General features: G+C 71.4%; 25 protein-coding genes and 1 riboswitch. Of the genes, 13 read left to right on the forward strand and 12 right to left on the reverse strand.

Going from position 1 to position 26,288, the window contains the following annotated elements; genetic code table 11:
- The first annotated feature begins 7 nt into the window (after positions 1-7).
- From ABIC47_RS00290 to ABIC47_RS00325, 8 genes are all read left to right on the forward strand, one after another.
- The gene (locus ABIC47_RS00290) at positions 8-544 is read left to right on the forward strand and encodes an O-acetyl-ADP-ribose deacetylase (RefSeq protein ID WP_018190391.1); all 537 of its coding nucleotides are present in this window, start codon (positions 8-10) and stop codon (positions 542-544) included.
- Positions 541-1,866 carry a M20/M25/M40 family metallo-hydrolase gene (locus ABIC47_RS00295; RefSeq protein WP_354476271.1) on the forward strand — a complete coding sequence of 442 codons (1,326 nt, stop codon included), beginning with the start codon at positions 541-543 and terminating at the stop codon, positions 1,864-1,866. The genes ABIC47_RS00290 and ABIC47_RS00295 overlap by 4 nt, the downstream gene beginning before the upstream one ends.
- Positions 1,867-2,153: 287 nt before the next feature.
- On the forward strand, positions 2,154-3,539 hold the full coding sequence (locus tag ABIC47_RS00300) for a purine-cytosine permease family protein (RefSeq protein WP_354476273.1): 1,386 nt from the start codon (positions 2,154-2,156) through the stop codon (positions 3,537-3,539).
- Between the two features lie 43 nt (positions 3,540-3,582).
- Positions 3,583-5,136: a hydantoinase/oxoprolinase N-terminal domain-containing protein gene (locus ABIC47_RS00305; protein ID WP_354476274.1), complete on the forward strand. Its 1,554-nt coding sequence runs from the start codon at positions 3,583-3,585 to the stop codon at positions 5,134-5,136.
- Entirely contained in the window at positions 5,133-6,227 is a 1,095-nt protein-coding gene (locus tag ABIC47_RS00310) for an S-methyl thiohydantoin desulfurase family protein (protein ID WP_354476276.1), read from the forward strand. The genes ABIC47_RS00305 and ABIC47_RS00310 overlap by 4 nt, the downstream gene beginning before the upstream one ends.
- The gene (locus ABIC47_RS00315; protein WP_354476278.1) at positions 6,224-7,369 is read left to right on the forward strand and encodes an S-methyl thiohydantoin desulfurase family protein; all 1,146 of its coding nucleotides are present in this window, start codon (positions 6,224-6,226) and stop codon (positions 7,367-7,369) included. Before ABIC47_RS00310 ends, ABIC47_RS00315 begins: the two co-directional genes overlap by 4 nt.
- A gap of 38 nt (positions 7,370-7,407) precedes the next feature.
- Positions 7,408-8,436 carry an S-methyl thiohydantoin desulfurase domain-containing protein gene (locus tag ABIC47_RS00320; RefSeq protein ID WP_354476280.1) on the forward strand — a complete coding sequence of 343 codons (1,029 nt, stop codon included), beginning with the start codon at positions 7,408-7,410 and terminating at the stop codon, positions 8,434-8,436.
- A complete protein-coding gene (locus ABIC47_RS00325; protein ID WP_354476282.1) occupies positions 8,433-9,947 on the forward strand; it encodes a PucR family transcriptional regulator in 1,515 nt (504 codons plus the stop codon). The genes ABIC47_RS00320 and ABIC47_RS00325 overlap by 4 nt, the downstream gene beginning before the upstream one ends.
- 103 nt (positions 9,948-10,050) lie before the next feature.
- Here ABIC47_RS00325 and ABIC47_RS00330 read toward each other — a convergent pair whose 3' ends face one another.
- The 5 genes from ABIC47_RS00330 to ABIC47_RS00350 all read right to left on the reverse strand — a co-directional run bounded on the left by ABIC47_RS00330 (position 10,051) and on the right by ABIC47_RS00350 (position 15,130).
- The gene (locus ABIC47_RS00330; protein WP_018190383.1) at positions 10,051-10,644 is read right to left on the reverse strand and encodes an SGNH/GDSL hydrolase family protein; all 594 of its coding nucleotides are present in this window, start codon (positions 10,642-10,644) and stop codon (positions 10,051-10,053) included.
- Between the two features lie 73 nt (positions 10,645-10,717).
- On the reverse strand, positions 10,718-11,578 hold the full coding sequence (locus tag ABIC47_RS00335; protein WP_020075202.1) for an aldehyde dehydrogenase family protein: 861 nt from the start codon (positions 11,576-11,578) through the stop codon (positions 10,718-10,720).
- Positions 11,575-13,080, reverse strand: coding sequence for an aldehyde dehydrogenase family protein (locus ABIC47_RS00340; RefSeq protein WP_018190381.1), 1,506 nt, complete (start codon positions 13,078-13,080; stop codon positions 11,575-11,577). Before ABIC47_RS00340 ends, ABIC47_RS00335 begins: the two co-directional genes overlap by 4 nt.
- A gap of 14 nt (positions 13,081-13,094) precedes the next feature.
- Positions 13,095-14,132, reverse strand: coding sequence for a deoxyribose-phosphate aldolase (gene deoC / locus ABIC47_RS00345; RefSeq protein ID WP_089875258.1), 1,038 nt, complete (start codon positions 14,130-14,132; stop codon positions 13,095-13,097).
- Positions 14,133-14,161: 29 nt separating this feature from the next.
- Complete coding sequence (locus tag ABIC47_RS00350; protein WP_018190379.1) at positions 14,162-15,130, reverse strand: sugar-binding transcriptional regulator; 969 nt, start codon at positions 15,128-15,130, stop codon at positions 14,162-14,164.
- 91 nt (positions 15,131-15,221) lie between these two features.
- On the opposite strand from ABIC47_RS00350, the gene ABIC47_RS00355 reads away from it, so the two are divergent.
- Positions 15,222-16,196, forward strand: a complete 975-nt coding sequence (locus tag ABIC47_RS00355; protein ID WP_354476285.1) for an ROK family protein — start codon at positions 15,222-15,224, stop codon at positions 16,194-16,196.
- 94 nt (positions 16,197-16,290) lie between these two features.
- On the opposite strand, the gene ABIC47_RS00360 is transcribed toward ABIC47_RS00355, so the two are convergent.
- Genes ABIC47_RS00360 through ABIC47_RS00385 form a run of 6 tightly spaced genes read right to left on the reverse strand, consistent with a single transcriptional unit; the run spans position 16,291 to position 21,013 of the window.
- The gene (locus tag ABIC47_RS00360) at positions 16,291-17,511 is read right to left on the reverse strand and encodes an MFS transporter (protein WP_354476287.1); all 1,221 of its coding nucleotides are present in this window, start codon (positions 17,509-17,511) and stop codon (positions 16,291-16,293) included.
- A gap of 16 nt (positions 17,512-17,527) precedes the next feature.
- Positions 17,528-18,490 (reverse strand): bifunctional riboflavin kinase/FAD synthetase, encoded by a 963-nt coding sequence (locus ABIC47_RS00365; protein ID WP_354476289.1) that lies wholly within the window; start codon positions 18,488-18,490, stop codon positions 17,528-17,530.
- Positions 18,487-18,987, reverse strand: a complete 501-nt coding sequence (locus ABIC47_RS00370) for a hypothetical protein (RefSeq protein ID WP_354476291.1) — start codon at positions 18,985-18,987, stop codon at positions 18,487-18,489. Before ABIC47_RS00370 ends, ABIC47_RS00365 begins: the two co-directional genes overlap by 4 nt.
- A gap of 30 nt (positions 18,988-19,017) precedes the next feature.
- Positions 19,018-19,386 carry a hypothetical protein gene (locus tag ABIC47_RS00375; protein WP_018190374.1) on the reverse strand — a complete coding sequence of 123 codons (369 nt, stop codon included), beginning with the start codon at positions 19,384-19,386 and terminating at the stop codon, positions 19,018-19,020.
- Positions 19,383-20,294 (reverse strand): tRNA pseudouridine(55) synthase TruB, encoded by a 912-nt coding sequence (gene truB / locus ABIC47_RS00380; protein ID WP_354476293.1) that lies wholly within the window; start codon positions 20,292-20,294, stop codon positions 19,383-19,385. The genes ABIC47_RS00375 and truB overlap by 4 nt, the downstream gene beginning before the upstream one ends.
- Entirely contained in the window at positions 20,291-21,013 is a 723-nt protein-coding gene (locus tag ABIC47_RS00385) for a TetR/AcrR family transcriptional regulator (RefSeq protein ID WP_018190372.1), read from the reverse strand. Before ABIC47_RS00385 ends, truB begins: the two co-directional genes overlap by 4 nt.
- A gap of 90 nt (positions 21,014-21,103) precedes the next feature.
- On the opposite strand from ABIC47_RS00385, the gene ABIC47_RS00390 reads away from it, so the two are divergent.
- The gene (locus ABIC47_RS00390; RefSeq protein WP_354476295.1) at positions 21,104-22,591 is read left to right on the forward strand and encodes a DHA2 family efflux MFS transporter permease subunit; all 1,488 of its coding nucleotides are present in this window, start codon (positions 21,104-21,106) and stop codon (positions 22,589-22,591) included.
- Between the two features lie 244 nt (positions 22,592-22,835).
- The gene (locus ABIC47_RS00395; RefSeq protein WP_354476297.1) at positions 22,836-23,858 is read left to right on the forward strand and encodes a YeiH family protein; all 1,023 of its coding nucleotides are present in this window, start codon (positions 22,836-22,838) and stop codon (positions 23,856-23,858) included.
- 7 nt (positions 23,859-23,865) lie between these two features.
- On the opposite strand, the gene ABIC47_RS00400 is transcribed toward ABIC47_RS00395, so the two are convergent.
- On the reverse strand, positions 23,866-24,180 hold the full coding sequence (locus tag ABIC47_RS00400) for a DMT family transporter (protein ID WP_020077159.1): 315 nt from the start codon (positions 24,178-24,180) through the stop codon (positions 23,866-23,868).
- A 10-nt stretch (positions 24,181-24,190) separates the two neighbouring features.
- Positions 24,191-24,254: riboswitch (guanidine-III (ykkC-III) riboswitch) on the reverse strand.
- Between the two features lie 76 nt (positions 24,255-24,330).
- Here ABIC47_RS00400 and ABIC47_RS00405 point away from each other — a divergent pair.
- Both ABIC47_RS00405 and ABIC47_RS00410 read left to right on the forward strand, forming a co-directional pair.
- Positions 24,331-25,632, forward strand: coding sequence for an O-acetylhomoserine aminocarboxypropyltransferase/cysteine synthase family protein (locus ABIC47_RS00405; protein WP_354476299.1), 1,302 nt, complete (start codon positions 24,331-24,333; stop codon positions 25,630-25,632).
- Positions 25,629-26,231, forward strand: a complete 603-nt coding sequence (locus ABIC47_RS00410; protein WP_354476301.1) for a CoA-binding protein — start codon at positions 25,629-25,631, stop codon at positions 26,229-26,231. The genes ABIC47_RS00405 and ABIC47_RS00410 overlap by 4 nt, the downstream gene beginning before the upstream one ends.
- Positions 26,232-26,288 lie beyond the last annotated feature (57 nt).

Below are 26,288 nucleotides of genomic sequence, written 5' to 3' on the forward strand. Positions count from 1 at the left end.
GCAGCGCATGAGTGACCGCGAAGAGCTCATCCACATCGTCCGCGGCGACATCACCGACGAGACCGTCGATGCGATCGTCAACGCCGCCAACAGCTCGCTCCTCGGCGGCGGCGGGGTCGACGGCGCCATCCACCGCCGCGGCGGGCCCACGATCCTGGAGGCCACGCGCGAGCTCCGCGCGACGACCCTCCCGGACGGCCTGCCCACCGGCCAGGCCGTCGCGACGACCGCGGGCGACCTCGCGGCGAAGTGGGTCATCCACGCGGTCGGGCCGGTCTGGTCGAGCAGCGAGGACCGCACCCCTCTCCTGCAGAACGCCTACCGCTCGTCCCTCCGCGTCGCCCGCGAGCTCGGTGCCCGCACCGTCGCCTTCCCTGCGATCTCGGCCGGCGTCTACGGCTGGCCGATGGATGACGCGGCGCGCATCGCCATCAGTACCGTCCGCGCCGTGCTGTCCTCCGGTGTCGGCTCGGTCGAGCACGTGCGCTTCGTCCTGTTCTCCGACGAGGCGTTCGACGCGTTCCGGGAAGCGGCCGGCGAGTGACGGCGGAGGCGCTCGACCGCTTCCGGGCTCTGCTGCGCATCCCCACCATGTCCCGCAACGCGGTCGAGGAGACCGACTGGGCGGTGTTCGACGAGTTCGTCGCCGCACTGCCGCAGCTCTACCCGGCCCTGCACAGCGCCCTGGAGCAGGAGCGGCACGGACACTCCCTGCTGTACCGCTGGCGCGGCCGGAGCGACGAGGCGCCCACCGTCCTGATGGCGCACTACGACGTGGTTCCCGCGACCGCGGAGGGCTGGACGCATCCGCCCTTCGCCGCCGAACTGACCGGCTCGGGCGAGCAGCAGCTGCTGTGGGGGCGCGGGGCGATCGACGACAAGGGGGCGCTCGTCGCGATCCTGGAGGCGGTGGAGGCGCTCGTGCAGGACGGCTTCCAGCCGGCCAACGACGTGTATCTGAGCTTCGGACACGACGAGGAGACGGTCGGCTCGGGAGCGCGGGCGATCGCCTCGGTGCTCGCCGGGCGCGGCATCCGCCCGGCACTGGTCCTCGACGAGGGCGGCGCCGTCGTCGAACGCATCTTCCCGGGCGTCAGCAAGCCCATCGCGGTGATCGGCGTGAGCGAGAAGGGCATCACCAGCGTGCGGCTCACCGTCGAACAGAACGGCGGTCACGCGTCCACTCCCCCGAAGACGACCGCGACGGTCCGGCTCGCCCGGGCCATCACCCGCCTCAACGACCGGCCGTTCCCCGCCCGCCTGACCGAGACGAACCTGCGGATGGTGGAGACGCTGGGCGCGCACGCGACCGGTCCCCTGCGCGCCGTCTTCACGCGCGCCCGCCGGCTGCAGCCCGCGCTGCGCCTGGTGTTCGGCCGGCTCAGCGACGAGACGCGCGCGATCGTGCGGACCACGACGGCCGTGACGCAGCTGCGCGGGAGCCTCGCCGCGAACGCACTGCCGGAGACGGCGGAGGCCGTGGTCAACACCCGGATCGCGGTCGGGTCGTCGGTCGCCGAGACGCTCGATCACATCCGCCGGGCGATCCGCGACGACGCCGTCCGTGTGGAGGCGGTCGACGCCAGCGAGCCGTCCCCGGTCTCCCCCGCCGACGGCCCCCAGTGGGACCGCCTCGCGACCGCGATCGGAGCCGTGCACCCGCATGCCGTGGTGACGCCGTACATCATGCTCGGCGCGAGCGACAGCCGGCACTTCACCGGCATCTGCGACGCGGTCTACCGGTTCACCCCGTTCGAGCTGAGCGCCGAGGAGCGGGGCGCGCTGCACGCGCGCGACGAGCGCATCCATGTCGCCACCTGGCGCCGCGGCATCGCCGTCTACGCCCACCTCCTCCGCGCCTCCTGACCCGCCACCCTCCGTCACTCCGCCCTCCGTCACTCCGCCCTCCGTCACTCCGCCCTCCGTCACTCCGCCCTCCGTCGAGTCCGCAAACTTTGTACGCCGCGACCGCGCGGCGCGTGCAAAGTTTGCGGACTCGACGGCTGGGGCGGAGCGGCGGGAGAGATGAGCGGGGGGTGTGCGAAGTGCACAGAGTCGGGGCGAAGTCGTGCGGGGTGCACATTCCGTGAGGAAGGGGGCGCTGGCTACGGTTTCGGGCAACCGTCCCCCTCCACCCGTACGAAGGACACCCAATGGCACGCACAGCTCATGCCGACGACTTCGCCCTCTCCCGTGTGACCCCCGACGCGCGCAAGCCGTGGTTCGGGATCGCGGTGCAGCGCTTCGGTCAGGTCTCGGCTCTCTCGCAGTTCCTGCTCGGGGCGACCCTGGGCTACAGCATGACCTTCGGCGAGGCGGCGCTCGCGCTGCTCCTCGGCTCGATCATCCTCGAGGTGATCATGTGCATCGTCGGCATCATCGGGCAGAAGGAGGGGCTGAACACGGCCCTCCTGGCCCGCTGGACCGGCTTCGGCGAGATCGGCGCCTCCCTCGTCGGCCTCGCGATCGGCATCAGCCTCATCGGCTGGTTCGGCATCCAGTCCGCCATCTCCGCCCAGTCCCTGAACGTGCTCATGCCGGGCGTCATGCCGGTGTGGGTGTGGAGCCTGCTGTTCGGCCTGGCTGTCACCGCCATCGTCGCGTACGGCTTCGTCGGGATGCAGTGGCTGGCGAACATCACTGTCCCGCTGTTCCTCATCCTCGTCGGCTGGTCGATCATCAGCGAGCTCAGCAAGCACTCGCTCGGCGAGCTGATGACGTCGCCCGCGCCCGGTCCGACGATGTCGGTCTGGCAGGGCACCGGAATCGTCGCGGGCGGTCTCATCGTCGGCGCGATCATCACCGCCGACATGACGCGGTTCAACCGCAGCCGGGCCGACGTCGTCAAGCAGACCGTTCTGGGCGTGACCCTCGGCGAGTTCGTCATCGGCCTCGCAGGCGTGCTGCTCGCCCACGCAGCGGCCAGTGGCGACATCGTCGCGATCGTGACCTCGTCGATCGGCTTCGTCGGCCTGATCATCGTCATCACAGGAACGCTGAAGATCAACGACTGGAACCTGTACTCGTCCACGCTCGGACTGGTCAACTTCATCTCCACCGCGTTCTCGAAGAACCTGCACCGCGTCACCACGACGATCGTGCTCGGCATCGTCGGCTCGGTGCTCGCCGCCGCGGGCATCCTCGCCCAGTTCACCGGCTTCCTCACGATCCTCGGCGTCGCCTTCCCGCCGATCGCCGGCATCATGGTCGCCGAGTACTTCTTCGTCCGCCGCTGGCGTGGCGACCTCGACGCCACCCGGGCCTCCGGCCGCCTCCCGGAGCACGCCCCGCGGATCGTCCCCGTCACCCTCCTCGTGTGGCTGGTCTCTTCGCTGGTCGGCTACTTCGTGACCTGGGGCATCCCCGCCATCTGGTCGCTGCTGCTCTCGATCGTGCTCTACACGGTCGCCGGCAAGCTCGGCTGGGTGCGCGGCGTCGGCCGTGCCACCACCATCCAGGCTCCGGCCGGTGCGGACGGCGCGACGACGGAACCCGCGGCGGACGCCCCCTCCGGCCCCGAGGCCGTCGCCTCCAACTGAGCCCTGCTCCCGAACCGCCCCATCCCACAGAAAGCGACACAACATGCATATCGGCATCGACGTCGGCGGCACCAACACCGACGCAGTGCTCATGGACGGCCGGACCACCCTGGCCGGCGTCAAGAACTCGACGAGCCCGGATGTCACCAGCGGCATCGTGAGCGCGATCGAAGCGCTGCGGGCGGCGCGGGACTTCCGGGGCGACGACATCCAGGCGGTGATGATCGGCACCACGCACTTCATCAACGCGCTCGTCGAGGCGAAGCGGCTCGCGCCCACCGCGGCCCTCCGTCTCGGCCTGCCCGCCACCCGGGCCCTTCCCCCGCTGGTGGACTGGCCGGAGTCGCTCATCGCCGCGATCGGCGGCCGGAGCTATCTGGCGCACGGCGGCTACGAGTTCGACGGCCGTCCCATCTCGCCGATCGACGTCGCCGAGCTCAAGGGCATCGCGGCTGACATGGCGGCCAACGGCGTGCGGTCGGTGGCCATCTCATCCGTCTTCTCGCCCGTGAACCACGACGTCGAGACGCAGGCGGCGGCCATCCTCGCGGACGAGCTGGGCGACGGCGTCGCCATCTCGCTGTCGCACGAGATCGGGCGCATCGGGCTGCTCGAGCGCGAGAACGCCACGATCATCAACGCGGCGCTGCGCGAGCTCGCCTCCGAGATCGTCGACGGCCTCACCTCTGCGGTGCGCGCCCAGGGCATCGACGCGCCCATCTTCCTCAGCCAGAACGACGGGACGCTGATGGACGAGGACTACGTGCGCCTCTACCCGGTGGCGACCTTCGCCTCCGGCCCGACCAACTCCATGCGCGGTGCCGCCCTCACCAGCGGCCTCGAGACCTGCGCGGTGGTCGACATCGGCGGAACGACGGCCGACATCGGCCTGCTCGTCAACGGCTTCCCGCGCGAGACCGCCAACGAGGTCAAGGTGGCCGGCGTCCGCACCAACTTCCGGATGCCGGACGTGCTGTCGATCGGCATCGGCGGCGGGTCCATCGTCGACACCGAGACGGCGGAGGTCGGGCCCGAGTCGGTCGGCTACCGGCTGACCTCCGAGGCCCTCGTCTTCGGCGGTTCGACCCTTACCGCGACGGACATCGCCGTCGCGGCCGGCCGCGCCGACATCGGCGACCCCGCGAAGGTCGCCCACCTCGACCCCGCCTTCGTGCAGCGGGTGCTCGACCGCATCGCCGAACGCGTCGCCGAGGCCGTCGACCGGATGCGCACCTCCCCCGACCCCATCCCCGTCGTCGCCGTGGGCGGCGGCTCGATCCTGCTGCCGGACGAGCTGCCGATCTTCGGAGCCGTGCATCGGCCCGACAACTACGCCGTCGCCAACGCGATCGGCGCATCCATCGCACAGGTCGGGGGCGAGATCGACAAGGTATACGCCGTCGGGCCCGGCCGCCGCGAGGAGGCCATCGCCGCCGTTCGGGCGGAGGCGGTGGACAAGGCGATCGCGGCCGGCGCCTCCCCCACGTCGGTCGCGATCGTCGACTTCGACGAGGTGCCCATCCCGTACCTGCCGGGCAATGCGACCCGGATCCGGGTCAAGGCCGTCGGCGACCTGGCGATGGAGGTGCGGGTATGAGCTGGACGCTGACCGCCGACCGCATCGCCGAGCTCGCGCGCGGCGCCGCCGTGCTCGGGACGGGAGGAGGCGGAGACCCGTACATCGGGTCTCTGCTGGCCGCCCAGGCGCTCGCCGAGCACGGCCCGGTGACCGTCGTCTCCCTCGACGAGGTGCCCGACGACGCCCTGGTGCTCACCGTCGCGATGATGGGCGCCCCGACCGTCATGGTCGAGAAGCTGCCCAGCCTCGAGGAGGTGATCGCGCCCGTCCACGCCCTCGGCACCTACCTCGGCCGGCCGGTCACCCACGTGGCGTGCGCCGAGATCGGCGGGGTCAACTCCACGATCCCGGTGGCCGCGGCCGCAGCGCTCAGACTGCCGCTGGTGGATGCCGACGGCATGGGCCGCGCGTTCCCCGAACTGCAGATGGTGCTGCCGACGCTGTACGGCGTCACGGCGTCCCCGCTCGCCTTCGGCGACGAGAAGGGCAACGTCGGCGTGCTGAACACCGCCGACAACCACTGGACCGAGCGGATCGCCCGCGTCGCATGCGTCGAGATGGGCTGCTCGATCATGATCTCCGGCTTCCCGATGAGCGGCGCCGTCGCCCGCGAGGCGCTGGTCCCGGGTTCGTTGAAGCACTGCCTCGCCATCGGCTCCGGGATCACCGCCGCCCGCGCGGCGAAGACCGACGCGGTCGCGGCGACCGTCGAGCTGCTCGGCGGCCGCGAGTTCTTCTCCGGCAAGGTGGTGGATGTGGAACGCGGCACCACCGCCGGGTTCGCCCGCGGGCGCGCCCGCATCGAGGGCGCGGAGTCGTCGCTCGATCTCGCCTTCCAGAACGAGCATCTGATCGCGCGGTCCGGCGACGAGGTCTTCGTGACCACTCCCGACCTGATCATCGTGCTCGACGCCGAGAGCGGGGAGCCGATCACCACCGAGGGCCTGCGGTACGGCCAGCGGGTGCGGGTGATCGCCGCGCCCAGCGACCCGCGCTGGCACAGCGCCGAGGCGCTCGCCATGGTCGGCCCCGGATACTTCGGCTACGACCTGCCGTCGCACCGCTTCGACGGAACCGTCGAGCGCACCCTCGAGGGGGTGACCGCGTGAGCTGGACGCTGACGGCGGCCGACCTCTCGGACCTCGCCCGCGGCGCGACGCTGCTCGGAACGGGCGGCGGCGGCGATCCGTACATCGGCCAGATGCTCGTCGCCCGTGTGCTGAGCGAGAGCGGTCTCGGCGAGCGCGGCATCACCATCCTCGACCCGGACGATCTCGCGGACGACACGTTCGTCATCCCGACGGCGCAGATGGGTGCTCCGACCGTGATGATCGAGAAGATCCCGGCGGGTACGGAGCCGACCCTCGCGCTGCGGACGCTGGAGGCGCACCTCGGCCGCTCAGCCGACGCCACCATGCCGATCGAGTGCGGTGGCATCAACTCGATGATCCCGCTGATCGTCGCCGCCGAGACCGGACTGCCGGTCGTGGATGCGGACGGCATGGGCCGCGCGTTCCCCGAGCTCTCGATGGAGACGTTCGCCGTGTACGGCGTGCACGGCTCTCCCCTGGCGCTCGCCGGAGAGCGCGGTGAGACCGTCATCATCGACACCGGCGACGACGACCGGCAGATGGAGTGGCTGGCGCGCGGCGTCACCATCCGGCTGGGCGGAGTCGGGCACATCGCCGAGTACGCGATGAGCGGCGCCGACGTGAAGCGCACCGCCGTCCCGCGCACGCTCTCGATGGCGCTCGCCCTCGGCCGGGCCATCCGGGAGGCACGCGAGCAGCACCGCTCGCCCTTCGAGGCGATCGCGCAGACCCTGTCCACCACGCTCTACTCGGAGGTGCGGGAGCTGTTCGCCGGCAAGGTGACGGACGTGGAGCGCCGCACCACCGAGGGCTTCGCCAAGGGCCGGGCCACGATCTCGTCGCTCGACGGGACGAGCGGCCCGGGCGGTCCCGGTGGTTCCGGCAGCACGCTCGAGATCCGCTTCCAGAACGAGAACCTCACGGCGCACCGCGACGGCGAGCTGGTCGCGATCGTGCCCGACCTGATCTGCGTCACCGACATCGAGTCGGGAGAGCCGATCACCACCGAGGGTCTGCGCTACGGACAGCGCGTGCGCGTGCTCGGCATCTCCACCCCGGAGATGATGCGGACTCCCGCGGCGCTCGCCGCCTTCGGCCCGCGCGCGTTCGGGCTGACCGAGGAGTTCGTCCCCGTCGAGACGGCGCAGGCGCTGGTCTGACGCCGTCGCCGCGGCGGTCTCCGCCTACTCTGGAGGGCATGAGAACTCTCGGACAGGAGAGCCTGCCTGCTCTCGCCCGAGGATTCTCCCTGCTCGGCTCCGGAGGCGGCGGGGCCACCACGATGCTGGAGCTCATGGTGCAGGATGCCCCGATCTGGCCGATCGCCCTGCGGGAGCCGGAGGAGTTCGACCCGTCCACCCCGTGCGTCGCGGTGGCGTTCGCCGGGTCGACCTACCTGCTGACCGAGCGCCTCCCCGCCGCGGACGCGTTCGGGCCGCTTCTGGCCGCCGCCGAGCGCTGGACGGGCGTGCGCGCCCGGGCCGTGTGCGGGCTGGAAGGAGCCGGGATGAACGGGCTCAGCCCGCTCCTCCTGGCCGACCGCCTGGACCTCGTCGACGCCGACCTGATGGGACGCGCGCTCCCCCGGCTCGATCAGATCTCGCTGCTGGTGGACGCCGTCCCCGGCGTGGTGGCGGTCTGCGACACGGGCGGTGGCGTCGTCGTGATCGACACCGCCCGCCCGGCCGACGTCGAGAGCCAGGTGCGCGCCGCCATCGTGCAGGCCGGGGGCGCCGGAGCGGTGCTGATCGCCGGGTTCACCGTGGGCGACCTCACCGAGCACGGCGTGCTCGGCACCCCGACGCGGGCCCTCCGTCTCGGCCGGGGCGGCGCCGACCGGAGCCTGGCGCCGGCCGCACTCGCGGATGCGCTCGGCGCCCGGCTCCTCGGCACGGGCCGTGTGGCCGGAGTCGAGGCCTCGATCGACGACCCGTACGTGAGCGCCATCCAGCTCGACGACGACGGCGGCGCGCTCCTTCGGCTGGTGGCGCGGTCGGAGCTGCTGGCCGTCGTGCGCGACGGCGTGACCACCGCCGCGAGCCCCGAGATCATCGTGGCGCTCGACTCGGTCTCGGGCGACGTCCTCCAGGTCGACGAGATCACCCTCGCCCGCAACGTGATCGTGCTGGCGCTGGAGGCCCCGGCGTGGTGGACGTCCTCCCCCGACCGCGAACGGCACATCACCCCCGCCGGGTTCGGGCTGCGCGGGCTGGAGGTGCCCGCGTGAGCGACGGACTCGACCTCGCCGCGCTGTTCGCGCATCCCGCGAACGGCGGGCTGCGCGGGATCGCCGGAGCGCATCCATCGGTCGTCTGGCGGGAGCTCGTCGTCGCGGCCGACGAATCGGGGCTGCCGGCCGACGGCGACGGACGGCTCGCTGTGCTCACGGTCGCGCCACCGGCGACGCCCTGGCAGCAGGATGCGCTGGTGCGCCGCGTCCGCGACCGCGGCTACCGGGGGCTGGTGCTCCCGGAGGCGGAGGGATTCGGCGCCGGCACCCGCTCGCTCGCGGAGCGTCTCGGTCTCGCGCTCCTCGGCGCGACCGACCCGATGGCGCTCGCGCGTGCGGGGTGGGAGCTCCGCGAGGGCCGGGATGCGCTGACCCTCGGGTACGTGCGCCGCGTCGCGCAGTCGATCGAGTACCACGCCGACAACCTCGCGGACCTGCTGCGACACCTCTCCGCCAGCGTCGGCCACGGCGTCGCGCTGATCGACAGCGAAGGCGTGCTGCTGGAGGCCGGGCAATCGCTTCCGGCGGTCGTGCACGCCGCGATCGACTTCGGCCCCTGGATCAGCACGGTCGAGCTGCCGGAGGGGTCCGCGGCCTCGGTGCGGGTCGACAGCCCCAGCCGGGCGGGCCTGCGGCTGGCCGTCTTCGGGCAGGGGCTCGGGGCCGTCCAGCTGAGCGCCCTTGCGGTCGCGGCGGAGGTCGCCATGCCGGCGGTGGCCGCGCGCATCCTCATCGACGAAGTGGCCGACGTGAACGATGCCGCCGTCGCCTCCGGACTGCTCCGCGACTTCCTCGAGCTGCGCGACAGCCGTGACTCCGATCTGGAGCAGCGGATGCTGGAGCGCGGCTGGCGCACGACCGGATACCACCTGGGCTTCCGGCTGGTCGGACGCTCCCGCCTGGACACACTCCAGCTGCTGCGGCTGGTGGCGCGGGAGCTGACGGCACTTCCCGTGGACTCGCACGCCGCCACCAGCGGCCGAGGGGTGACGGGCTGGCTCAGCTTCGCCACGCCTCCCCCGCCGAGCCGCGTCGAGGAGAGCGTGCGGGCACTGCTGGCGGTGCACACCGCCGCCCGCCGCGTGTTCAACGTCGCGACCGGTGTCGGGACGCTCGAGAGCGGCGCGACCGGCCTCGTCGCGACCATCGACGGAGCGTCGGACGCCGCCCGCATCGCGGCGGGCCGCTCGGCGACCGGCTATTTCGTGCGGATCGACGCGCTCGGACTGGAGCAGCTGCTGCTGTCGTGGACCGAGAGCGACACGTTCGTGCCGGCCGCCGAATCCCTGCTGGCCCCGCTGATCGCGCGCGGGCCGGAGCTCGTCGAGACGCTCGCCGCGTATCTGGATCACGAATCGGGCATTGCGGCGACCGCCGAAGCCCTGGGCCTCCACCGCAACACGGTCTCCACCCGCGTGGCCCGCGCGCAGGAGCTGCTCGGTCTCGACCTGGCCGACCCCGAGACCCGCCTCGCCGTGCACCTCGCGTGCCGTGCGCTGCGCCGCTGATCCGCCCACCGTCGAGTCCGCACATTTTGCACGCTCACGCGGCGCGTCGTGTGCAAGGTTTGCGGACTCGACGATGGGCGGAGGGGTGGTGGGGCGGGAGGGGTTAGGCGGCGCCGCCGAGGTCGGGCAGGGTGATGGCGCGGCTCGACGGAGGCAGTTCGCGGAGGCGCTCCAGCGCCGGGATGAGCTCGCCGGCCCACACGCGGTAGCCCTCGGCGTTCAGGTGCAGGCGGTCCTCGGTGTACGCCGGATTCAGCTCGCCGTCCTCCAGCGCCATCGCCGGCCACAGGTCGAGCCAGCCCGCGTGCACGGTCGGCGCGAACTGCCAGAGGTGCCGGTTGATGTCGCGGATCTGGTCGGCGAACTCGTGCCCCCGCGGCATCACCGACTGCGCAAGGATGCGCGTCTCCGGCAACTCCTTGCGCAGCGTGACGAGCATGGTCTCGACGTTGCGCACGACGTGCTCCACCGAGCGGCGCCAGGCCAGGTCGTTGGTCCCGATGAGGAGCGCCACCAGAGCGGGGCGCGTGTCGATCACGTCTCCGAGCCGCGCGAGCACGTCGTCGGTGGTGTCGCCGGCCATCCCGAAGTTGCGGACCGCCTCGCCCGGAAGCAGCGCATCCCAGTCGCCTCCCTGCGTCAGGCTGTCGCCGACGAGGGCCAGCTCACCGCGTTCCGGTCTCCACTCATCCGTCATACCGTGTCCCCGTTCCTCGCCCCCATCCTCCCCCACATCCGCGACAAGGGGAAGGAAAGCGGGCTCGGGCGGGCTAGAGCAGCGACTTCGTGTGCCAGACCGTCTTCGTCTCGGTGAAGAAGGCGATCCGGTCGAGCGAGGGCGCTGCCGCGTCCGGGCCGTTCTCGGGCGTCAGCACGCGCTTGAGGGTGTCGGCCGCGGCGATCTGCAGGTCCACCCAGTCGAGGTCGCCCGCGCCCACGAGGTCGAGGGCGTTGACGTCGGCGTGCGATGCCAGCCACGGCGCGATCTCGGCCGGCGACCCGGTCAGGATGTTGACGACTCCACCCGGCACGTCGCTCGTCGCTAGCACCTCGCTGAGGCTGATCGCCGAGAGCGGGAAGCGCTCGCTCGCGATCACGACGACCGTGTTACCGGCGACGAGCGCGGGGGCGACCGCACTGGTGAACCCGAGAAGGCTGGAGTCCTGGGGTGCGACGATCGCGACGACGCCGGTCGGCTCCGGGACCGAGATGTTGAAGTACGGGCCGGCGACGGGGTTGGCGTTGCCCGCGACCTGCGCGAACTTGTCGGCCCATCCCGCGTACCAGACCCAGCGGTCGATGGCCTCGTCGACCTGCGCGGTCGCCGCAGACGCCGACACGCCTTCGGACTTCTGGATCTCGTCGATGAACTGCGCGCGACGCCCCTCCATCAGCTCCGCGATCCGGTAGAGCACCTGGCCGCGGTTGTAGGCCGTGGCGCCGGACCAGCCGGACACGGCCGCACGCGCGGCGACCACCGCGTCGCGGGCGTCCTTGCGGGACGCCTTGGCCGCGTTCGCCAGGAACGCGCCCTTCGCGGAGACGACCTCGTAGGTGCGGCCGGACTCGCTGCGCGGGAACTTCCCGCCGATGTACAGCTTGTAGGTCTTCGGAACAGCCAGGCGGCTCATTTGGAGGCTCCCTTGCGGGTCGGGCGGACGGCGGGGATGCGGAGCGGCGACGCGGGCGCCAGCGAGCGGCCGGGCACGAGGTACGCGCCCAGACCGTGGCGACCGCCCTCGCGGCCGTAGCCGGACTCCTTGTAGCCGCCGAACGGGCTCGCGGGGTCGAAGCGGTTGAAGGTGTTGGCCCAGACGACGCCGGCCCGCAGCTTGTCGGCAACGGCCAGGATGCGGCTGCCCTTCTCGGACCAGATGCCGGCCGACAGCCCGTACGGCGTGTTGTTCGCCTTCGCGATCGCCTCGGCCGGTGTGCGGAAGGTCAGCACCGACAGCACAGGGCCGAAGATCTCCTCGCGGGCGATCCGGTGGCTGGTCGACACGTTGTCGAAGATGGTCGGCGCGAACCAGAAGCCGTTCTCGGGGATCTCGCAGTCCGCCGTCCAGCGCTCCGCGCCCTCCGCCTCTCCGATGTCGGACAGCTCGCGGATGCGCTGCAGCTGCTCGGCCGAGTTGATCGCGCCGATGTCGGTGTTCTTGTCGAGCGGGTCGCCGAGGCGCAGCGTCGACAGGCGGCTCTTCAGTCGTTCGACGACCTCGTCGTGGATGCTCTCCTGCACCAGCAGGCGGCTCCCAGCGCAGCAGACGTGGCCCTGGTTGAAGAAGATGCCGTTGACGATGCCCTCGACCGCCTGGTCGATGGGGGCGTCGTCGAAGACGATGTTCGCGGCCTTGCCGCCGAGCTCCAGCGTCAGCTTCTTGGACGTTCCGGCGACCGTGCGGGCGATCTCGCGCCCGACCGCGGTGGAGCCGGTGAAGGCGACCTTGTTCACGTCCGGGTGGGCGACCAGGTCGCGCCCGGTCTCCCCCGCGCCGGTGACGATGTTCACGACACCCGCCGGGAGGTCGGCCTGCTGCACGATCTCGGCGAACAGCAGCGCGGTCAGCGGAGTCGTCTCGGCCGGCTTCAGCACGACCGTGTTGCCCGCGGCCAGGGCCGGCGCGATCTTCCACGCGAGCATCAGCAGCGGGAAGTTCCACGGGATCACCTGCGCGGCGACCCCGAGCGCGCGGGGCGCGGGGCCGAGGCCGGCGTGCTCGAGCTTGTCCGCCCATCCCGCGTAGTAGAAGAACCAGGCGGCGACGAGCGGGACGTCCACATCCCGGCTCTCCTTGATGGGCTTTCCGTTGTCGAGGCTCTCGGCCACGGCGAGCTCGCGGGCGCGCTCCTGGACGAGCCGGGCGATGCGGAAGAGGTACTTGCCGCGGTCGCTGCCGCTCATCCGCGACCAGACGCGGTCGTATGCGCGGCGGGCGGCGGCCACGGCCGCATCCACATCAGAGGAGTCGGCGGTGGCGATGGTCGCCAGGCGCTCCTCCGTCGCGGGAGAGATGGTCTGGAACGGCGTGCCGTGCCCGTCGACGAACTCGCCGTCGATGAACAGGCCGTACTGGTCGCGCAGGTTCAGGATCGACCGCGACTCGGGAGCCGGTGCGTATTCGAGGAAACTCATGGTCTGGTCAGCTTTCAGTCGATCGTCACGTAGTCGGCGCCGGAGTAGTGCCCGGTGGCCAGCTTCTGGCGCTGCAGGAGCACGTCGTTCAGGAGGCTGGAGGCGCCGAACCGGAACAGGTGCGGCTGCAGCCACCGCTCGCCGACCGTCTCCGCCACGGTCACGAGGTACTTGATGGCGTCCTTCGACGAGCGGATGCCGCCGGCCGGCTTGACGCCGATCTCCTCGCCGGTGAGCAGGTGCCAGTCGCGCACGACCTCCAGCATCAGCAGGGTCACCGGGAGCGTCGCGGCGGGCGACACTTTGCCGGTGGACGTCTTGATGAAGTCGCCGCCGGCGAGGATGCTCAGCCAGGAGGCGCGGCGCACGTTGTCGTACGTGTTCAGCTCGCCCGTCTCCAGGATCACCTTGAGGTGGGCGTACGTGCCGTCCTCGCGGCGGCACGCCTCCTTGACGGCGACGATCTCGTCGAAGACGAGCCCGTAACGGCCGGAGAGGAAGGCGCCGCGGTCGATGACCATGTCGATCTCGTCCGCGCCGGCCGCAACGGCGTCCGCCGTGTCGGCGAGCTTGACCTTCAAGGAGGCGCGTCCGCTCGGGAAGGCGGTCGCGACGGCGGCGACGTTGACACCCCCGGTGCCTCCGGCCCGGCGGACGGCGCCGGCGTGCGCGGCGCCCAGCGCCTCGACGGCATACGGCACCATGTCGCCGTAGACGCAGACCGCGGCGGGGCGCGGAGTGGACGGGTCGGACGGGTCGGGGGTGAGTGCCTTGGCCGCGAGCGACCGCACCTTGCCGGGGGTGTCCGCGCCCTCCAGGGTGGTGAGGTCGATCAGCTCGATGACGGTGTCGAGCGCCCACTTCTTGCTGGTGGTCTTGATGGAGCGCGTGCCGAGGCCGGCCGCGCGCTGCTCCAGGCCCACCGCATCCACTCCGGGGATGCCGTTGAGGTACCGCCGGAGCGATCCCTCCGTCAGGTCGCCGCCGAGCACCTCGACGGCGCGGGCCGCGGGTGCGAGGGTGCGCACGGGCGGCGTTGTCTCGATGGTCACGTGTTCCTCCAGGTGGTGCAGGTCGGATGCTACGGAGCGGTGGTGCCGGGCGCCGCGCGCCCGAGCAGGTCGTTGGCGGTGGATTCGTCGGTGATGAGCGTGGTGCAGAGTCCGCTCGCGACGACGGCGTGGGCGACGCGGTGCTTGGCCTCCCCGGCGATGACGGCGATGGAGGTGCGGGCCGAGCGGAGCTCGTCGAGGCTGAGCCCCAGCGTCCGCGAGTTGAGCTCCGGGTCGGCGACCTGCCCGTCGTCGGTGATGAAGCGGCCGACGACGTCGCCGACCGCGCCCTTCTCGGCGAGTGCGGCGACATCCTCCACCGAGAGATAGCCGGAGTCGACATGGACGGAGCTGGTGTCGACGACGCCCGCGCTGAACAGATAGGCGCTGGCGTCGCGGGCGAGTTCGAGGACGCTCTGCACCGAGCGGTCGGCCTCGATCGCCCGGCGGGTGGCGGCGTGCTCGAAGATCGCGGGGCTCGGGAGCAGGGTCGCGGTGCCCTGCGCCTTGCGCGCGATGACGACGGCCGTGTCGGCGGCGGCGGTGGCCTGGCGGGTGGACGAGACGCTGCCGTTGATCTGGACGGGGTTGACCCCGACGGCCCAGCCCGGCCGCAGGCGTGCGGCGACGGCGTGGAGCGTGCGGCCCCAGCTCACGCCGAGCGTGCGCGGGACGGGACGGAGCGTGGTCAGGTAGTCGGCGGCGGCCTGCGCCACCCGGCCCTGCACCTCGGAGTCGGACTCCGCCGCGGGCACGACCACCGCATCCATCAGGCCGTAGAAGCCGCAGAGCTCGCGTTCGAGCGAGAACCGGCGGGCGCTGGGGTGCACGATCTCGATGCGCACGAAGCCGTGTTCACGGGCGGCGACGAGCAGGCGGCCGACCTTCCAGCGCGAGACGTTGAGGGCGACGCCGATCTCGTCCTGCGTCTTGCCGGCCTCGTAGTACAGTTCCGCGGCTTTGACGGCGAGGATCTCGTCCGAATCGTTCAGGGCCACCCCTCCAGCTTAGGAAGGGCGTGCGCGCCTGAGCAACATGTGTGTGGTGGATGCTCAAATGAGCAGAGGCCGTTTCGTTTATCGTTGGGTCGTGCCCACAGACCCCTCGCTGACAGCCGCCACCGCACCCACCCCCTACGTCCTGGCCGTCGACTTCGGCGGGACGAAGGTCGAAGCCGCCCTGGTGGATGCCGAGGGCCGCCTCGTCGAGGGCTCCCGGCACCGCCGTCCGACCGGGCGGAACGCCACCGTCCCGGAGCTCGAGGAGTCGGTCGGCGGCGTCGTGCGCGCGGCTGCCGCATCCCTCCCGTCCGATGTCGCGATCATCGGCGTCGGAATCGGCAGCGCGGGCCCGATCGACCGGCAGCGCGGACTCGTCTCCCCGCTCAACGTGCCGCACTGGCGCGACTACCCGATGCGCGACTTCGTCGCCGGCGTCGCCGCCGAACTCTCCCTCGATGTGCCCGTGACCCTCGAGATGGACGGCGTGGCGATCACCATGGCCGAGCACTGGGTGGGTGCGGCGCAGGGCGTCGACAACGTCATGGGGATGGTCATCTCGACCGGGATCGGCGGCGGGCTCATCGTGGGCGGCCGCGTGATCACCGGTCCGACCGGCAACGCCGGCCACATCGGGCACGTCGAGGTCGGCGACATCAAGGGCGAGGACACGTTCGGCAACCCGTACGCGCTGGAGGCCATGGCCTCCGGGCCGCACACCGTCGCGTGGGCGCGGCAGCAGGGTTTCGAGGGCGCGACCGGTGAGGAGCTGGCGGCGGCGTACGTCGCGGGCGATCTCGTGGCGCGCGAGGCGATCGCCCGCACCGGCGAGGCCGTCGGCCGCGCGATCGCGTCGGCGACCGCACTGCTCGACCTGGAGCTCGTCGCGATCGGCGGCGGCTTCTCGCACTCGACGCCGGACCTCTTCGACCACATGCGCGAGGTCATCGAGCACCACTACTTCCCGTTCGTGCGCAAGGTGCGGATCGTCCCGTCCGCCCTCTCCTCCGAGGGTCCGCTCATCGGGGCCGCCGCCCTCATCCACCGCGCCGCCCTCCTCCCCTAACCCCCACCGTCGAGTCCGCACAAATTGCACACGACGCGCCGCTTGGGCGTGCAGTTTTTGCGTACTCGACGGGGGGCGAACCGACGTGAGGCGGTCAGTCCTCGAGGTACTTGGGGCGGGCGGCGACGGCGCCGGCCGCAGCGGCCGCGAGAGCTGTCGCGGTCAGCACCACGAGGGCGAGCGTCCAGGAACCGGTGAGCTGGTGGAGCACGCCGACCGCCAGCGGGCCGAGCGCACCGAGCGTGTAGCCGAGGCCCTGCGTGAACCCGCTGAGCGCGACAGACCCCGCGTGCGTCCGCGTCCGCATGTTGATCAGCACGAGGCACAGCGGGAAGAGCAGCGGCCCGAGCCCGGCCAGCGCCACCCACAGCCACGTAGCGGCGCCGGGCGCGAGGATGAGACCGAGGTACCCGACGACGAAGAACGCGACGCCGGCGTAGATCAGCCAGGCGACGTTCCGCATCCGCGCGGCCAGCATCGGAACCAGCAGCCCCGCCGGTATGCCCATCCCGGCATACACCGATAACAGTGCCCCCGCCTCGATCGGAGTCAGCCCGGCCACATCGTGCAGGATCTCCGGAAGCCAGGCGAACATCGCGTACGCGTTGAGGCTCGACACGGCGAACAGCACGGCCATCGCCCAGGCCAGCGGCGAGTGCCAGACCCGGCCGGCCATCGCGGGCTGCGCCTTCTCGACCTCCACGTCGCGGTCCGGGTGCGCCGGCCGGTGGGTGATCAGGATGCGCAGCCACGGCAGGATCGCGAGCGCGCAGACCACCGCCCACATGCCGACGGAGACGTGCCATCCGGCCGCATCCGCCACCGGAACCGCGACGAGCGGCGGGAGCAGCGTCGACACCGACATGATGGTCGCGTACAGCGAGGTGACCAGCCCGATCCGGTCGGGGAAGTACCGCTTGACCAGCGGGGGCAGCAGCACGTTCCCGACGCCCATGCCCGCGAAGGTCACCGCCGACCCGATCGCCAGCACCGCGAACGACGGGGCGGCCGCACGGATGAGGTGGCCGGCCAGCATGACGCCGAGCGCGAGCACGACGACGGCTTCGAGGCTCAGCCTCCGCGTGAAGGTCGGCGCGACCAGGCCGAACACTGCGAAGCACACCGGCGGCAGCATCCCGAGCAGTCCGACGCCGATGCTCGACACGTCGAACTCGGTGCGGATCTCGGCGAAGATCGGCGACAGCGCGGCGACGGCGGTGCGGAGGTTCGCCGCGACCAGCAGGATGCCGAGCAGCGCGATCGCGCGCCCGTGCCAGAGCGGCCGCCGGTCGGCGGCCGGGTTCGCGCCCGTCATCAGGAACGCTCGTCCATCAGGAGCGCTCGTCGGCGTCGGCCGCCGGGACGACGCCGAGGATGCGCCGCGCCTGCTCCACGTCGTCCGCGATCTGCGCGATGAGCGGCTCGATGCCCGTGTACGCGACCATCCCGCGGATGCGCTCGACGAAGGCGACCTCGACCGTGTGGTCGTAGAGGTCGAGCTCGCGGTCGAGCACGTACGCCTCCACCTGCTTCTGGGGTACGCCCTCGAAGGTCGGGTTGTTGCCGACCGAGATCGCGGCCGGGTACCGCTCGCCCGCGTCGGTCAGCCAGCCGGCGTAGACGCCGTCGGCGGGGATGAGTCCCTCCGACTCCGGCGAGAGGTTCGCGGTCGGGAAGCCCAGCTCACGCCCGCGCGCAGCACCGTGCACCACGAGCCCGCGCACGGTCGGAGGGGCGCCGAGCAGCTGGGTCGCGTGCGCGACGTCGCCGTCGGCGAGCAGCTCCCGGATCCAGGTGGATGAGACGCGCCGGCCGTGCTCCGGCCGCACGTCGTCGATGAGCTCGACGGTGAAGCCGTACGTCTCGCCGAGCCGGCGCAGCAGCTCGACGTCACCTGCGCCGCGCGCACCGAATCGGAAGTCGCTGCCCACGAGCACCGCCGCGGCATGCAGCCGGTCGACGAGGATGTGGTGCACGAACTCCTCGGGCTCGAGCGCGGCGAGCGCACGGTCGAAAGCCACCATGAGGGTCGCGTCGACGCCGGTCGACGCGAGCAGGTCGAGCTTCTGCGCGTTGCTCACCAGCGACGGCGGGCACTTCGCGGGGGCGAGCACTTCGAGCGGGTTGCGGTCGAAGGTGATGATCGTCGAGACGAGCCCGCGCTCCGCGGCGACGGCGCGCAGCCGGTCGATCACCGCGCGGTGGCCGGTGTGCACCCCATCGAACTTGCCGATGGTGATGGCGCTGGGCCCCCACCCGTCGGGAACCTCCGAGACGGCGTGGAAGACCTTCACGAGGCGGCCCCCGACGTGGCGTCCTGCACCGGTTCGATCGGACGATGCTTCCGCAGCCACAGCATCCCGAGCACCGGCAGCACCAGCGGGATGAACAGGTACCCCATCCCGTACACCGACCACACCGTGGCGTCGCGGCCGAACGGGTCGATGTCGTGCAGGCCGAGCACGGCGGGGGCAAACAGGCTCAGCGTTCCGATGATGAGCACGCCGGCGAGCTCGAAGCTGATGGTGACCCAGGCGACGCGGTACCAGACGCGGCCCGGCGCGATCAGGGCGACGGTCGCGACGATGTACACGACGGCGGCGACCCCGGAGAGCGTGAACGCGACCGGCGCCTCGTGGAAGCGGTCGATGATCTGGAAGACGCTGCGGCCGGTCGCCGCCAGCGCCAGGACGCCGTAGACGAAGACGAGCACCCGGCCCACCCCCGTCATCCGCCGCCTCGGGGAGGACGGATCGGAGTCGGTGCGCGCGGACATGGTGTGGTGGGACATCGCTTCGATTCTATTTGCCCGCGGAGGCCGTCACGCGCCCTGCACGAACCAGATCTGGCCCATCCGGTACACCATGACCGCGATCGCGAGACAGACGCCGCCGAGGATGACGGTGCTCCACCGGTTGCGCTCCACGAGGGCCCAGAATCCGCCCGCCAGGGGCAGGATGATCGCCGAGATCAGGTAGATGTAGAACTCGGCGAGGCTGCCGGACGGCGGATTGCCCGCGGCGGGCGCGATGATCGCGATGACCAGCTGCACGAGCAGCAGCACCTCCACCAGCGCGACGGCGCCCATCGACACGTCGCCAGGCAGACGCCCGATCAGTCCGAGGACGATGCACAGGATGCCCGCAGCGCACGCGACGATCACCTGGAGTGTGACGAACCACTCGATCATGCGGGACCGACCGCTTCGTCCGTCGGGAAGTTCACCAGGGTCCGTGCTTCCTTTCCGCGGAACTCGATGAGTCCGACAAGCGCTCCGTTCGGGGCGACGGCCGCGACCGGCACACCGCCGCCATCCTCCCGGTCGGCGACGTGGATGCGACGGCCGTGGGTGAGGTCGATCGCCTGCTGTTCGGTGAGGTCGAGCCGCTCGAACAGCCGGACGGCCGCATCCACCGCCGGGATCAGCGCGGCCTCCGCGTCGAGCGTAGCGAGGTCGTGAGCGTCGCGCACGTCGTACGCGCCGACCCGGGTGCGCCGCAGCGCCGTCAGGTGACCGCCGACGCCGAGACCGGAGCCGAGGTCGCGGGCGAGCGAGCGGATGTACGTTCCGGAGGAGCACACGACCCGCACGTCCAGGTCGATCAGGCCCGCGTCGCGCCGGGTCCCGATCAGTTCGAACTCCGCGACGGTGACCGCGCGCGGCTTCAGCTCCACCGCTTCGCCCGCACGCACCCGGGCGTACGCGCGTTTGCCGTCGACCTTGATCGCGCTGACGGACGAGGGGATCTGCTCGATCTCGCCGGTCAGCTCGGCCATCCCGGCGGCGATCGCCTCGGCGGTCACCGCGTCGAGCGCGGCCTGCGCCGCCTGCTCCCCCAGCTCGCCCTCGGCGTCGTCGGTCGTCGATGACGACCCCAGCCGGATGGTCGCGAAGTACTCCTTGTCGGCGCCGACGATGTAGGTCAGCAGCCGTGTGGACGAGTTGATGCCGAGGATGAGGAGCCCGGTCGCCATCGGATCCAGCGTTCCAGCATGCCCGACCTTCCGGGTTCCCGCCGCGCGCCGGACGCGCGAGACGACGTCGTGGCTCGTCATGCCCGCCGGCTTGTCGACGAGGATGAGACCGCTGCCCGTCATGCGCCCTGCGCCTTCGCCGTCGCCACGGGCGCGGAGGCGGCCGCGGACGCAACGCCTCCGCCACTCTCGGCCGCGACATCCAGCACCAGCGCCAGCTTGGTCCGGAACGTGCACTCCAGCAGCTCCGTCGCGGCCTCGTCCCGGCCGTACTCGTCGGGCAGCCGGAGCCCCAGGAGCGTGTTCAGCAGCATCCCCTCGGCGAGGAAGGAGCGCACCTGTTCGGGCGTGAAGCCGGCCTCGTCGCGCAGCAGCCGGTAGATCGCGAGGAACCCGTCGCGCGCCTTCGCGCCGATGGTCGGGTCCTGCCCCATGCTGAACGCCTGCATGAGCGACAGCAGCAGGCCGCGGTCCTCGATGAGGTTCACGTACGCGAGGCCCAGGCGACGGCCGATCTCGCCGTGTCCACCGGCGACGGGCGTGCCGTCCGTGACGACGGCGGCGGCCGGTGCAGCGGGCGAGCCCTCCGCCTTCCACTCCTCCAGCGTGCGGGTGAAGGCGACCAGCAGGCGGTCGAGCGACCGCGAGAGCACGCCGACGAACAGGTTCTCCTTGCCGCCGAACATCCGCACGACGTAGGGCTGGCTGATCCCCGCGGCCTTGGCGATCTGATCCGTCGTCGCGCCGAAGTAGCCGCGCTCTCCGAACACCCGGCTGGCGGCTTCGAGGATCTGCTCGCGGCGCTCGGCCGACGGGATCCTCTCGCTGATCTTGTCTGTCACGCTTGACAGGTTATCAGCCGATTACTAGTGTCAGCTCTTGTAATCATCCGATAACCACATTCCTCGTAACCACTCTTTTTGGAGGCGTGCATGTCCGCTCCCCTCACCAGCGACGCCGGCGGCACGACCGCCCGCTCGCGGCGCATCCCGATCTGGCTGGCGATCGTCGCCGCCTCGCTGCCGATGTTCATGGCCACCCTCGACAACCTCGTCGTCACCAGCGCGCTGCCCGTGATCGCCAAGGACCTCAGCGCCTCCATCGAAGAGCTCCAGTGGGTGGTCAACGCGTACACCCTCACCTTCGCGACGCTCATGCTGATGGCCGTGGGCCTCGGAGACCGGCTCGGCCGCCGCTCGGTCTTCCTCGGCGGCATCGCGATCTTCACGCTCGCCAGCGCCGCGGCAGCCCTCTCGACAGAGCCGTGGCAGCTCATCGGCGCCCGTGCGCTCCAGGGTGCCGGCGCTGCAGCCCTTCTCCCCTTGTCGCTGACCCTGCTCGCCGGCAGCGTCAGCGAGCGTCTGCGTCCCGCCGCCATCGGCATCTGGGGCGGCATCTCCGGCCTCGGCGTCGCGCTCGGCCCGCTCATCGGTGGTGCCGTGGTCGAGGGATGGAACTGGCAGGCCATCTTCTGGCTGAACGTCCCGCTCGGCGTGATCGCCGTCCCGCTGGTGCTCCTCGCCCTGCCGAACAGCTTCGGAGCACGCGTCCGCGCCGATGTCGTCGGCCTGCTGCTCGCCGCCCCCGGTGTGCTCGGGGTCGTCTGGGCGATCGTCCGCGGCAACGACGCGGGATGGGGCAGCGCCGAAGTCCTGATCCCCCTGATCGCCGGCGCGGCCCTGCTCGTGGCGTTCGTCTTCTGGGAGTCGCGCACGTCGGCGCCACTGCTGCCGCTCCGGCTGTTCCGCGACCGCAGCTTCACGGTGGCGAACCTCGTCGGTGTGACGTTCAGCTTCGGCATCTTCGGGGCGATCTTCATCCTCATCCAGTTCCTCCAGGTCGTGCAGGGTCACACCCCGCTCGAGGCCGGTGTGATGACCATGCCATGGACGCTCGCCCCGATGGTCGTCGCTCCGCTCACCGGCCTGCTGTCATCGCGGACCGGGACGCGCCTCCCGGTGGTCGTCGGCCTGACCCTGCTCGCGGTGTCGATGGGCTGGATCGCTCTGACGCTGTCGGCGACGCTGCCCTACTCGGAGATGTGGCCCCCGTTCCTCCTGGCCGGCATCGGCATGGGCCTCGTCTTCGCGCCCAGCTCGACGGCGGTCCTCGCGAACATGCGGCCGGCCGACCACGCCAAGGCGTCCGGCACGAACTCGACGCTCCGGGAGGTCGGGGTCGCCCTCGGCGTCGCCGTCCTGACCGCCGTGTTCACGGGAGCGGGCGGGACGCTCACTCCGACCGGATATGTGAATGCGGCGATCCCGGCCGTCTGGGTCGGCGCCGGAGTGCTCGGTGCCGCGGCCCTGATCTCGCTGGCGCTGCCGGGCCGCCGGGCAGCGGCCCGCGCCGCCGCCGCGCCGGAGTCGGCCGCCTCCGCCCTCGCTGACGCCGAGCCCATCCCCGTCCTCGCCGACTGACCACCACAGATTCGTGGGGGGGGGGGGGGTTGGGGGGCCGGGGCCCCAGCTACTCCCCCAAACGCAGGGGGGGGGCCGGCGGGGCCGCCCCTGGGGGCGGCGTCCGCCCCGCCCGGGGCGGGGGGCGGGGGGGCCCAACCCCCCGTTTTGGGGGCGCCAAAACGGGGGTGTGCCCACCCACGCTGCGGACGCGCGCGACGTGTGCGCGGCACGGACGGGCGCGCCGGGCCGACAGAATGGATCGGTGAGCACTCCGTCGGTGACCGCCCGTCCGCTGCCCTGGCTTCCGGGCCTCGTGGTGTGCGCCGTGGCGGCTGCCGTCGCGTGGGGAATCCACTGGCTGGTGCCCGCCGTGCCGCTGCTGACCGCGGCCGTCGTGCTCGGGATCGTGGTGGGCCAGCTCCCCGTCGCCCGGCCGGCCGTGACCGGACGACTCGCACCGGGACTGTCCGTCAGCGCCAAACGCCTGATGCGCATCGGCGTCGTGCTGCTCGGCCTGAAACTCAGCTTGGGCGACATCGCCGGCCTCGGCTGGGTCGCCATCCTGACCACCGTCGGCGTCGTGCTGCTCAGCTTCGCGGGCACCTTCTGGATCGGTCGGCTGATGCGCCTCCCGGGTCACCAGCCGCTCCTGATCGCCACCGGCTTCTCGATCTGCGGCGCATCCGCGATCGGTGCGATGAGCGGTGTCGTCAAGCCCAAGGACGAGGAGGCCGCGACTCCGGTCGCCCTGGTGACGCTGTGCGGCACGCTCGCGATCTTCGTCCTGCCGCTGTTCTGGCATCCACTGGGATTGGATGCGCAGCAGTTCGGCCACTGGGTCGGCGCCGGCGTCCACGACGTCGGGCAGGTCGTCGCGACCGCGCAGCTCGCGGGCGCCGCCGCTCTCGCCGTCGCGGTCGTCGTCAAGCTCACCCGTGTGCTGATGCTCGCCCCGATCGTGGCGGTCGCCGCGGTCGTGGAGCGTCGCCGCCACGTCGCCGGCGACCCGGGCGTGAAGCGCCCGCCCATCGTCCCGCTCTTCGTCGCCGGGTTCCTTCTCGCCGTCCTGGTGCGGACGTTCGTGCCGCTCCCGTCCGTCGTGACGGACGGCGCCGACACCCTGCAGACCGTGCTGCTCGCGATGGCGCTGTTCGGCCTCGGCACGGCCGTCCGCCTCCGCACCCTGGTCGGCACCGGCTGGCGCGCCCTCGTCACCGGACTCGTCTCGTGGCTGCTGATCGCCGTGCTCGCGCTGGCCGCCGTCTGGGTGTCGACGGCCGCCTGAGCCGCGCTCAGTCGACCAGTTTCAGTCCGATGACACAGCCCACCAGGCCGACGATCAGCAGCGCCTTGACGAGGGAGAACCCGTCACCGCCGAACGTCATCGCGTAGAGCACGGTCAGCGCCGCGCCGATTCCGACCCAGACCGCGTAGGCGGTCCCGGTGGGGATCTCCCGCATCGCGAAGGCCAGTCCGGCCATGGATGCGAGAAGCGCTCCGACGAAGACCACGGACGGCCACAGCCGCGAGAGCCCCTCCGAACGGCCGAGCGCTGTCGCCCAGACGGCTTCGAGCACGCCGGAGAGAATGAGAACGATCCAGGACACGATCCGACTCCTTGGCCAGTCTTGTCGCTCACCGGGTACTGAACCGTCGTCCGGGGCCCTGCGCGGGCCTCGCACCAGGGTAACAAACCGGGTTGCGGCGTGTTACGACGCCCGCCGAAGAGCGTCGGCGGCGTCGGGTAGCGTGAGCCCATGGCAGATCGCGAATACGGTTTCCGCACGCGGGCGATCCACGCGGGCAACATCCCCGACCCGGTAACGGGAGCGCGCGCGCTGCCGATCTACCAGACCAGCGCGTTCGTGTTCGACGACACGGCGGATGCCGCGGCGCGCTTCGCCCTGCAGAAGTACGGCAACATCTACTCGCGTCTCGCCAACCCGACCGTGGCCTCGTTCGAAGAGCGGGTCGCCAGCCTCGAAGGCGGCCTGGGCGCCGTGGCGACGGCCTCCGGCCTCAGCGCGCAGTACATCACCTTCGCGTCGCTGGTCGGTGCGGGCGACCACATCGTGGCGTCCGCGAACCTCTACGGCGGATCGATCACCCAGCTGGATGTGACCCTCCGGCGCTTCGGCGTCGAGACCACCTTCGTACAGAGCGCCGATCCCGCGGACTACGCCGCCGCGATCACGGACCGCACGAAGCTCGTCTTCGCCGAGACCATCGCCAACCCGTCCGGCGAGATCGCCGACATCGAAGGGCTGGCGGAGGTCGCCCACGCGGCCGGCATCCCGCTCGCCATCGACTCCACGATCGCGACCCCGTACCTCAACCGGCCGTTCGAGTGGGGAGCCGACATCGTCATCCACTCGGCCACCAAGTTCCTCGGCGGCCACGGCACGACCCTCGGCGGCGTGGTGGTCGAGAGCGGACGCTTCGACTGGCACTCCTCGAAGTTCCCGCTCTTCGGCGAGCCGGTGCCCTCGTACGGCGGACTGCAGTGGTCGGGCAACTTCGGCGAGTACGCGTTCCTCACGCGGCTGCGCGCGGAGCAGCTGCGCGACATCGGCCCGGTGCTCGCACCGCACTCGGCCTTCCTGCTGGCGCAGGGCGTCGAGACGCTGCCGTACCGCATCCAGGCGCACGTCGACAACGCTCGCGCAGTGGCCGAATGGCTGGAGGCCGACCCGCGCATCGAGAAGGTGTTCTGGGCCGGACTGCCCGAGCACCCGCACCACGAACGCGCGCTCAAGTACCTGCCGAAGGGGCCGGGCAGCGTGTTCAGCTTCGTCGTGAAGGGCGGCCGGGAGGTCGGCCAGAAGTTCATCGAGTCGGTGAACCTCGCCAGCCACCTCGCCAACATCGGCGATGCGAAGACGCTGGTCATCCATCCCGCGTCGACCACCCACGCGCAGCTGACCGAGCAGCAGCTGCTCGACGCGGGTGTGCTGCCCGGCGTCGTGCGCATCAGCGTCGGGATCGAAGATGTCGACGACATCATCTACGATCTCGATCAGGCGCTCACGATCGCCGTCGAGGAGGCGAACGCAGCATGACAACTGCCACCGAACCCACCACCGAGTCCACCACTGAGTCCACGACCGAGGTCCAGCTCGCGAACGGGCTGAGCTGCGCGCTGCCGTCCGACTCCCCGCTCGCCAAGCTGCTGAAGTCGCAGCGCACCTGGGTGGGGCCGGACGCGAAGGAGCGCCTGAAGATCCTGCGTGGCGCGAAGTCCGTCGCGATCGTCGGCGCGTCGCCCAACCCGGCCCGCTCCTCCTACTTCGTCGGCACGTACCTGCAGCAGTCGAGCGACTACCGGCTGTACTTCGTCAACCCGAACGCCGACACCATCCTGGGCCAGAAGGCCTACCCCGACCTCGCGTCGCTGCCCGAGGTCCCGGACATCGTGGATGTGTTCCGCAAGCCCGCCGACATCCCCGCGGTCATCGATGAGGCGCTCGCGATCGGCGCTCCGACCGTGTGGGTGCAGCTGGGGATCTGGAACCAGGAGGCCGCCGAGTACGGCGAGTCGAAGGGGCTGACGGTCGTCATGGACCGCTGCATGAAGATCGAGCACGCCCGCTTCCACGGCGGACTGCACCTGCTCGGCTTCGACACCGGCCAGATCACCGCGCGCAAGACGCTCCGCTGACCCGTCCCCTCACTAACAGCTCCTGAGTTTTTCGCACGAATGGATGGTCAGAGCGCG

This window comes from Leifsonia sp. 563 (genome assembly GCF_040545055.1).
Classification (GTDB): domain Bacteria; phylum Actinomycetota; class Actinomycetes; order Actinomycetales; family Microbacteriaceae; genus Leifsonia.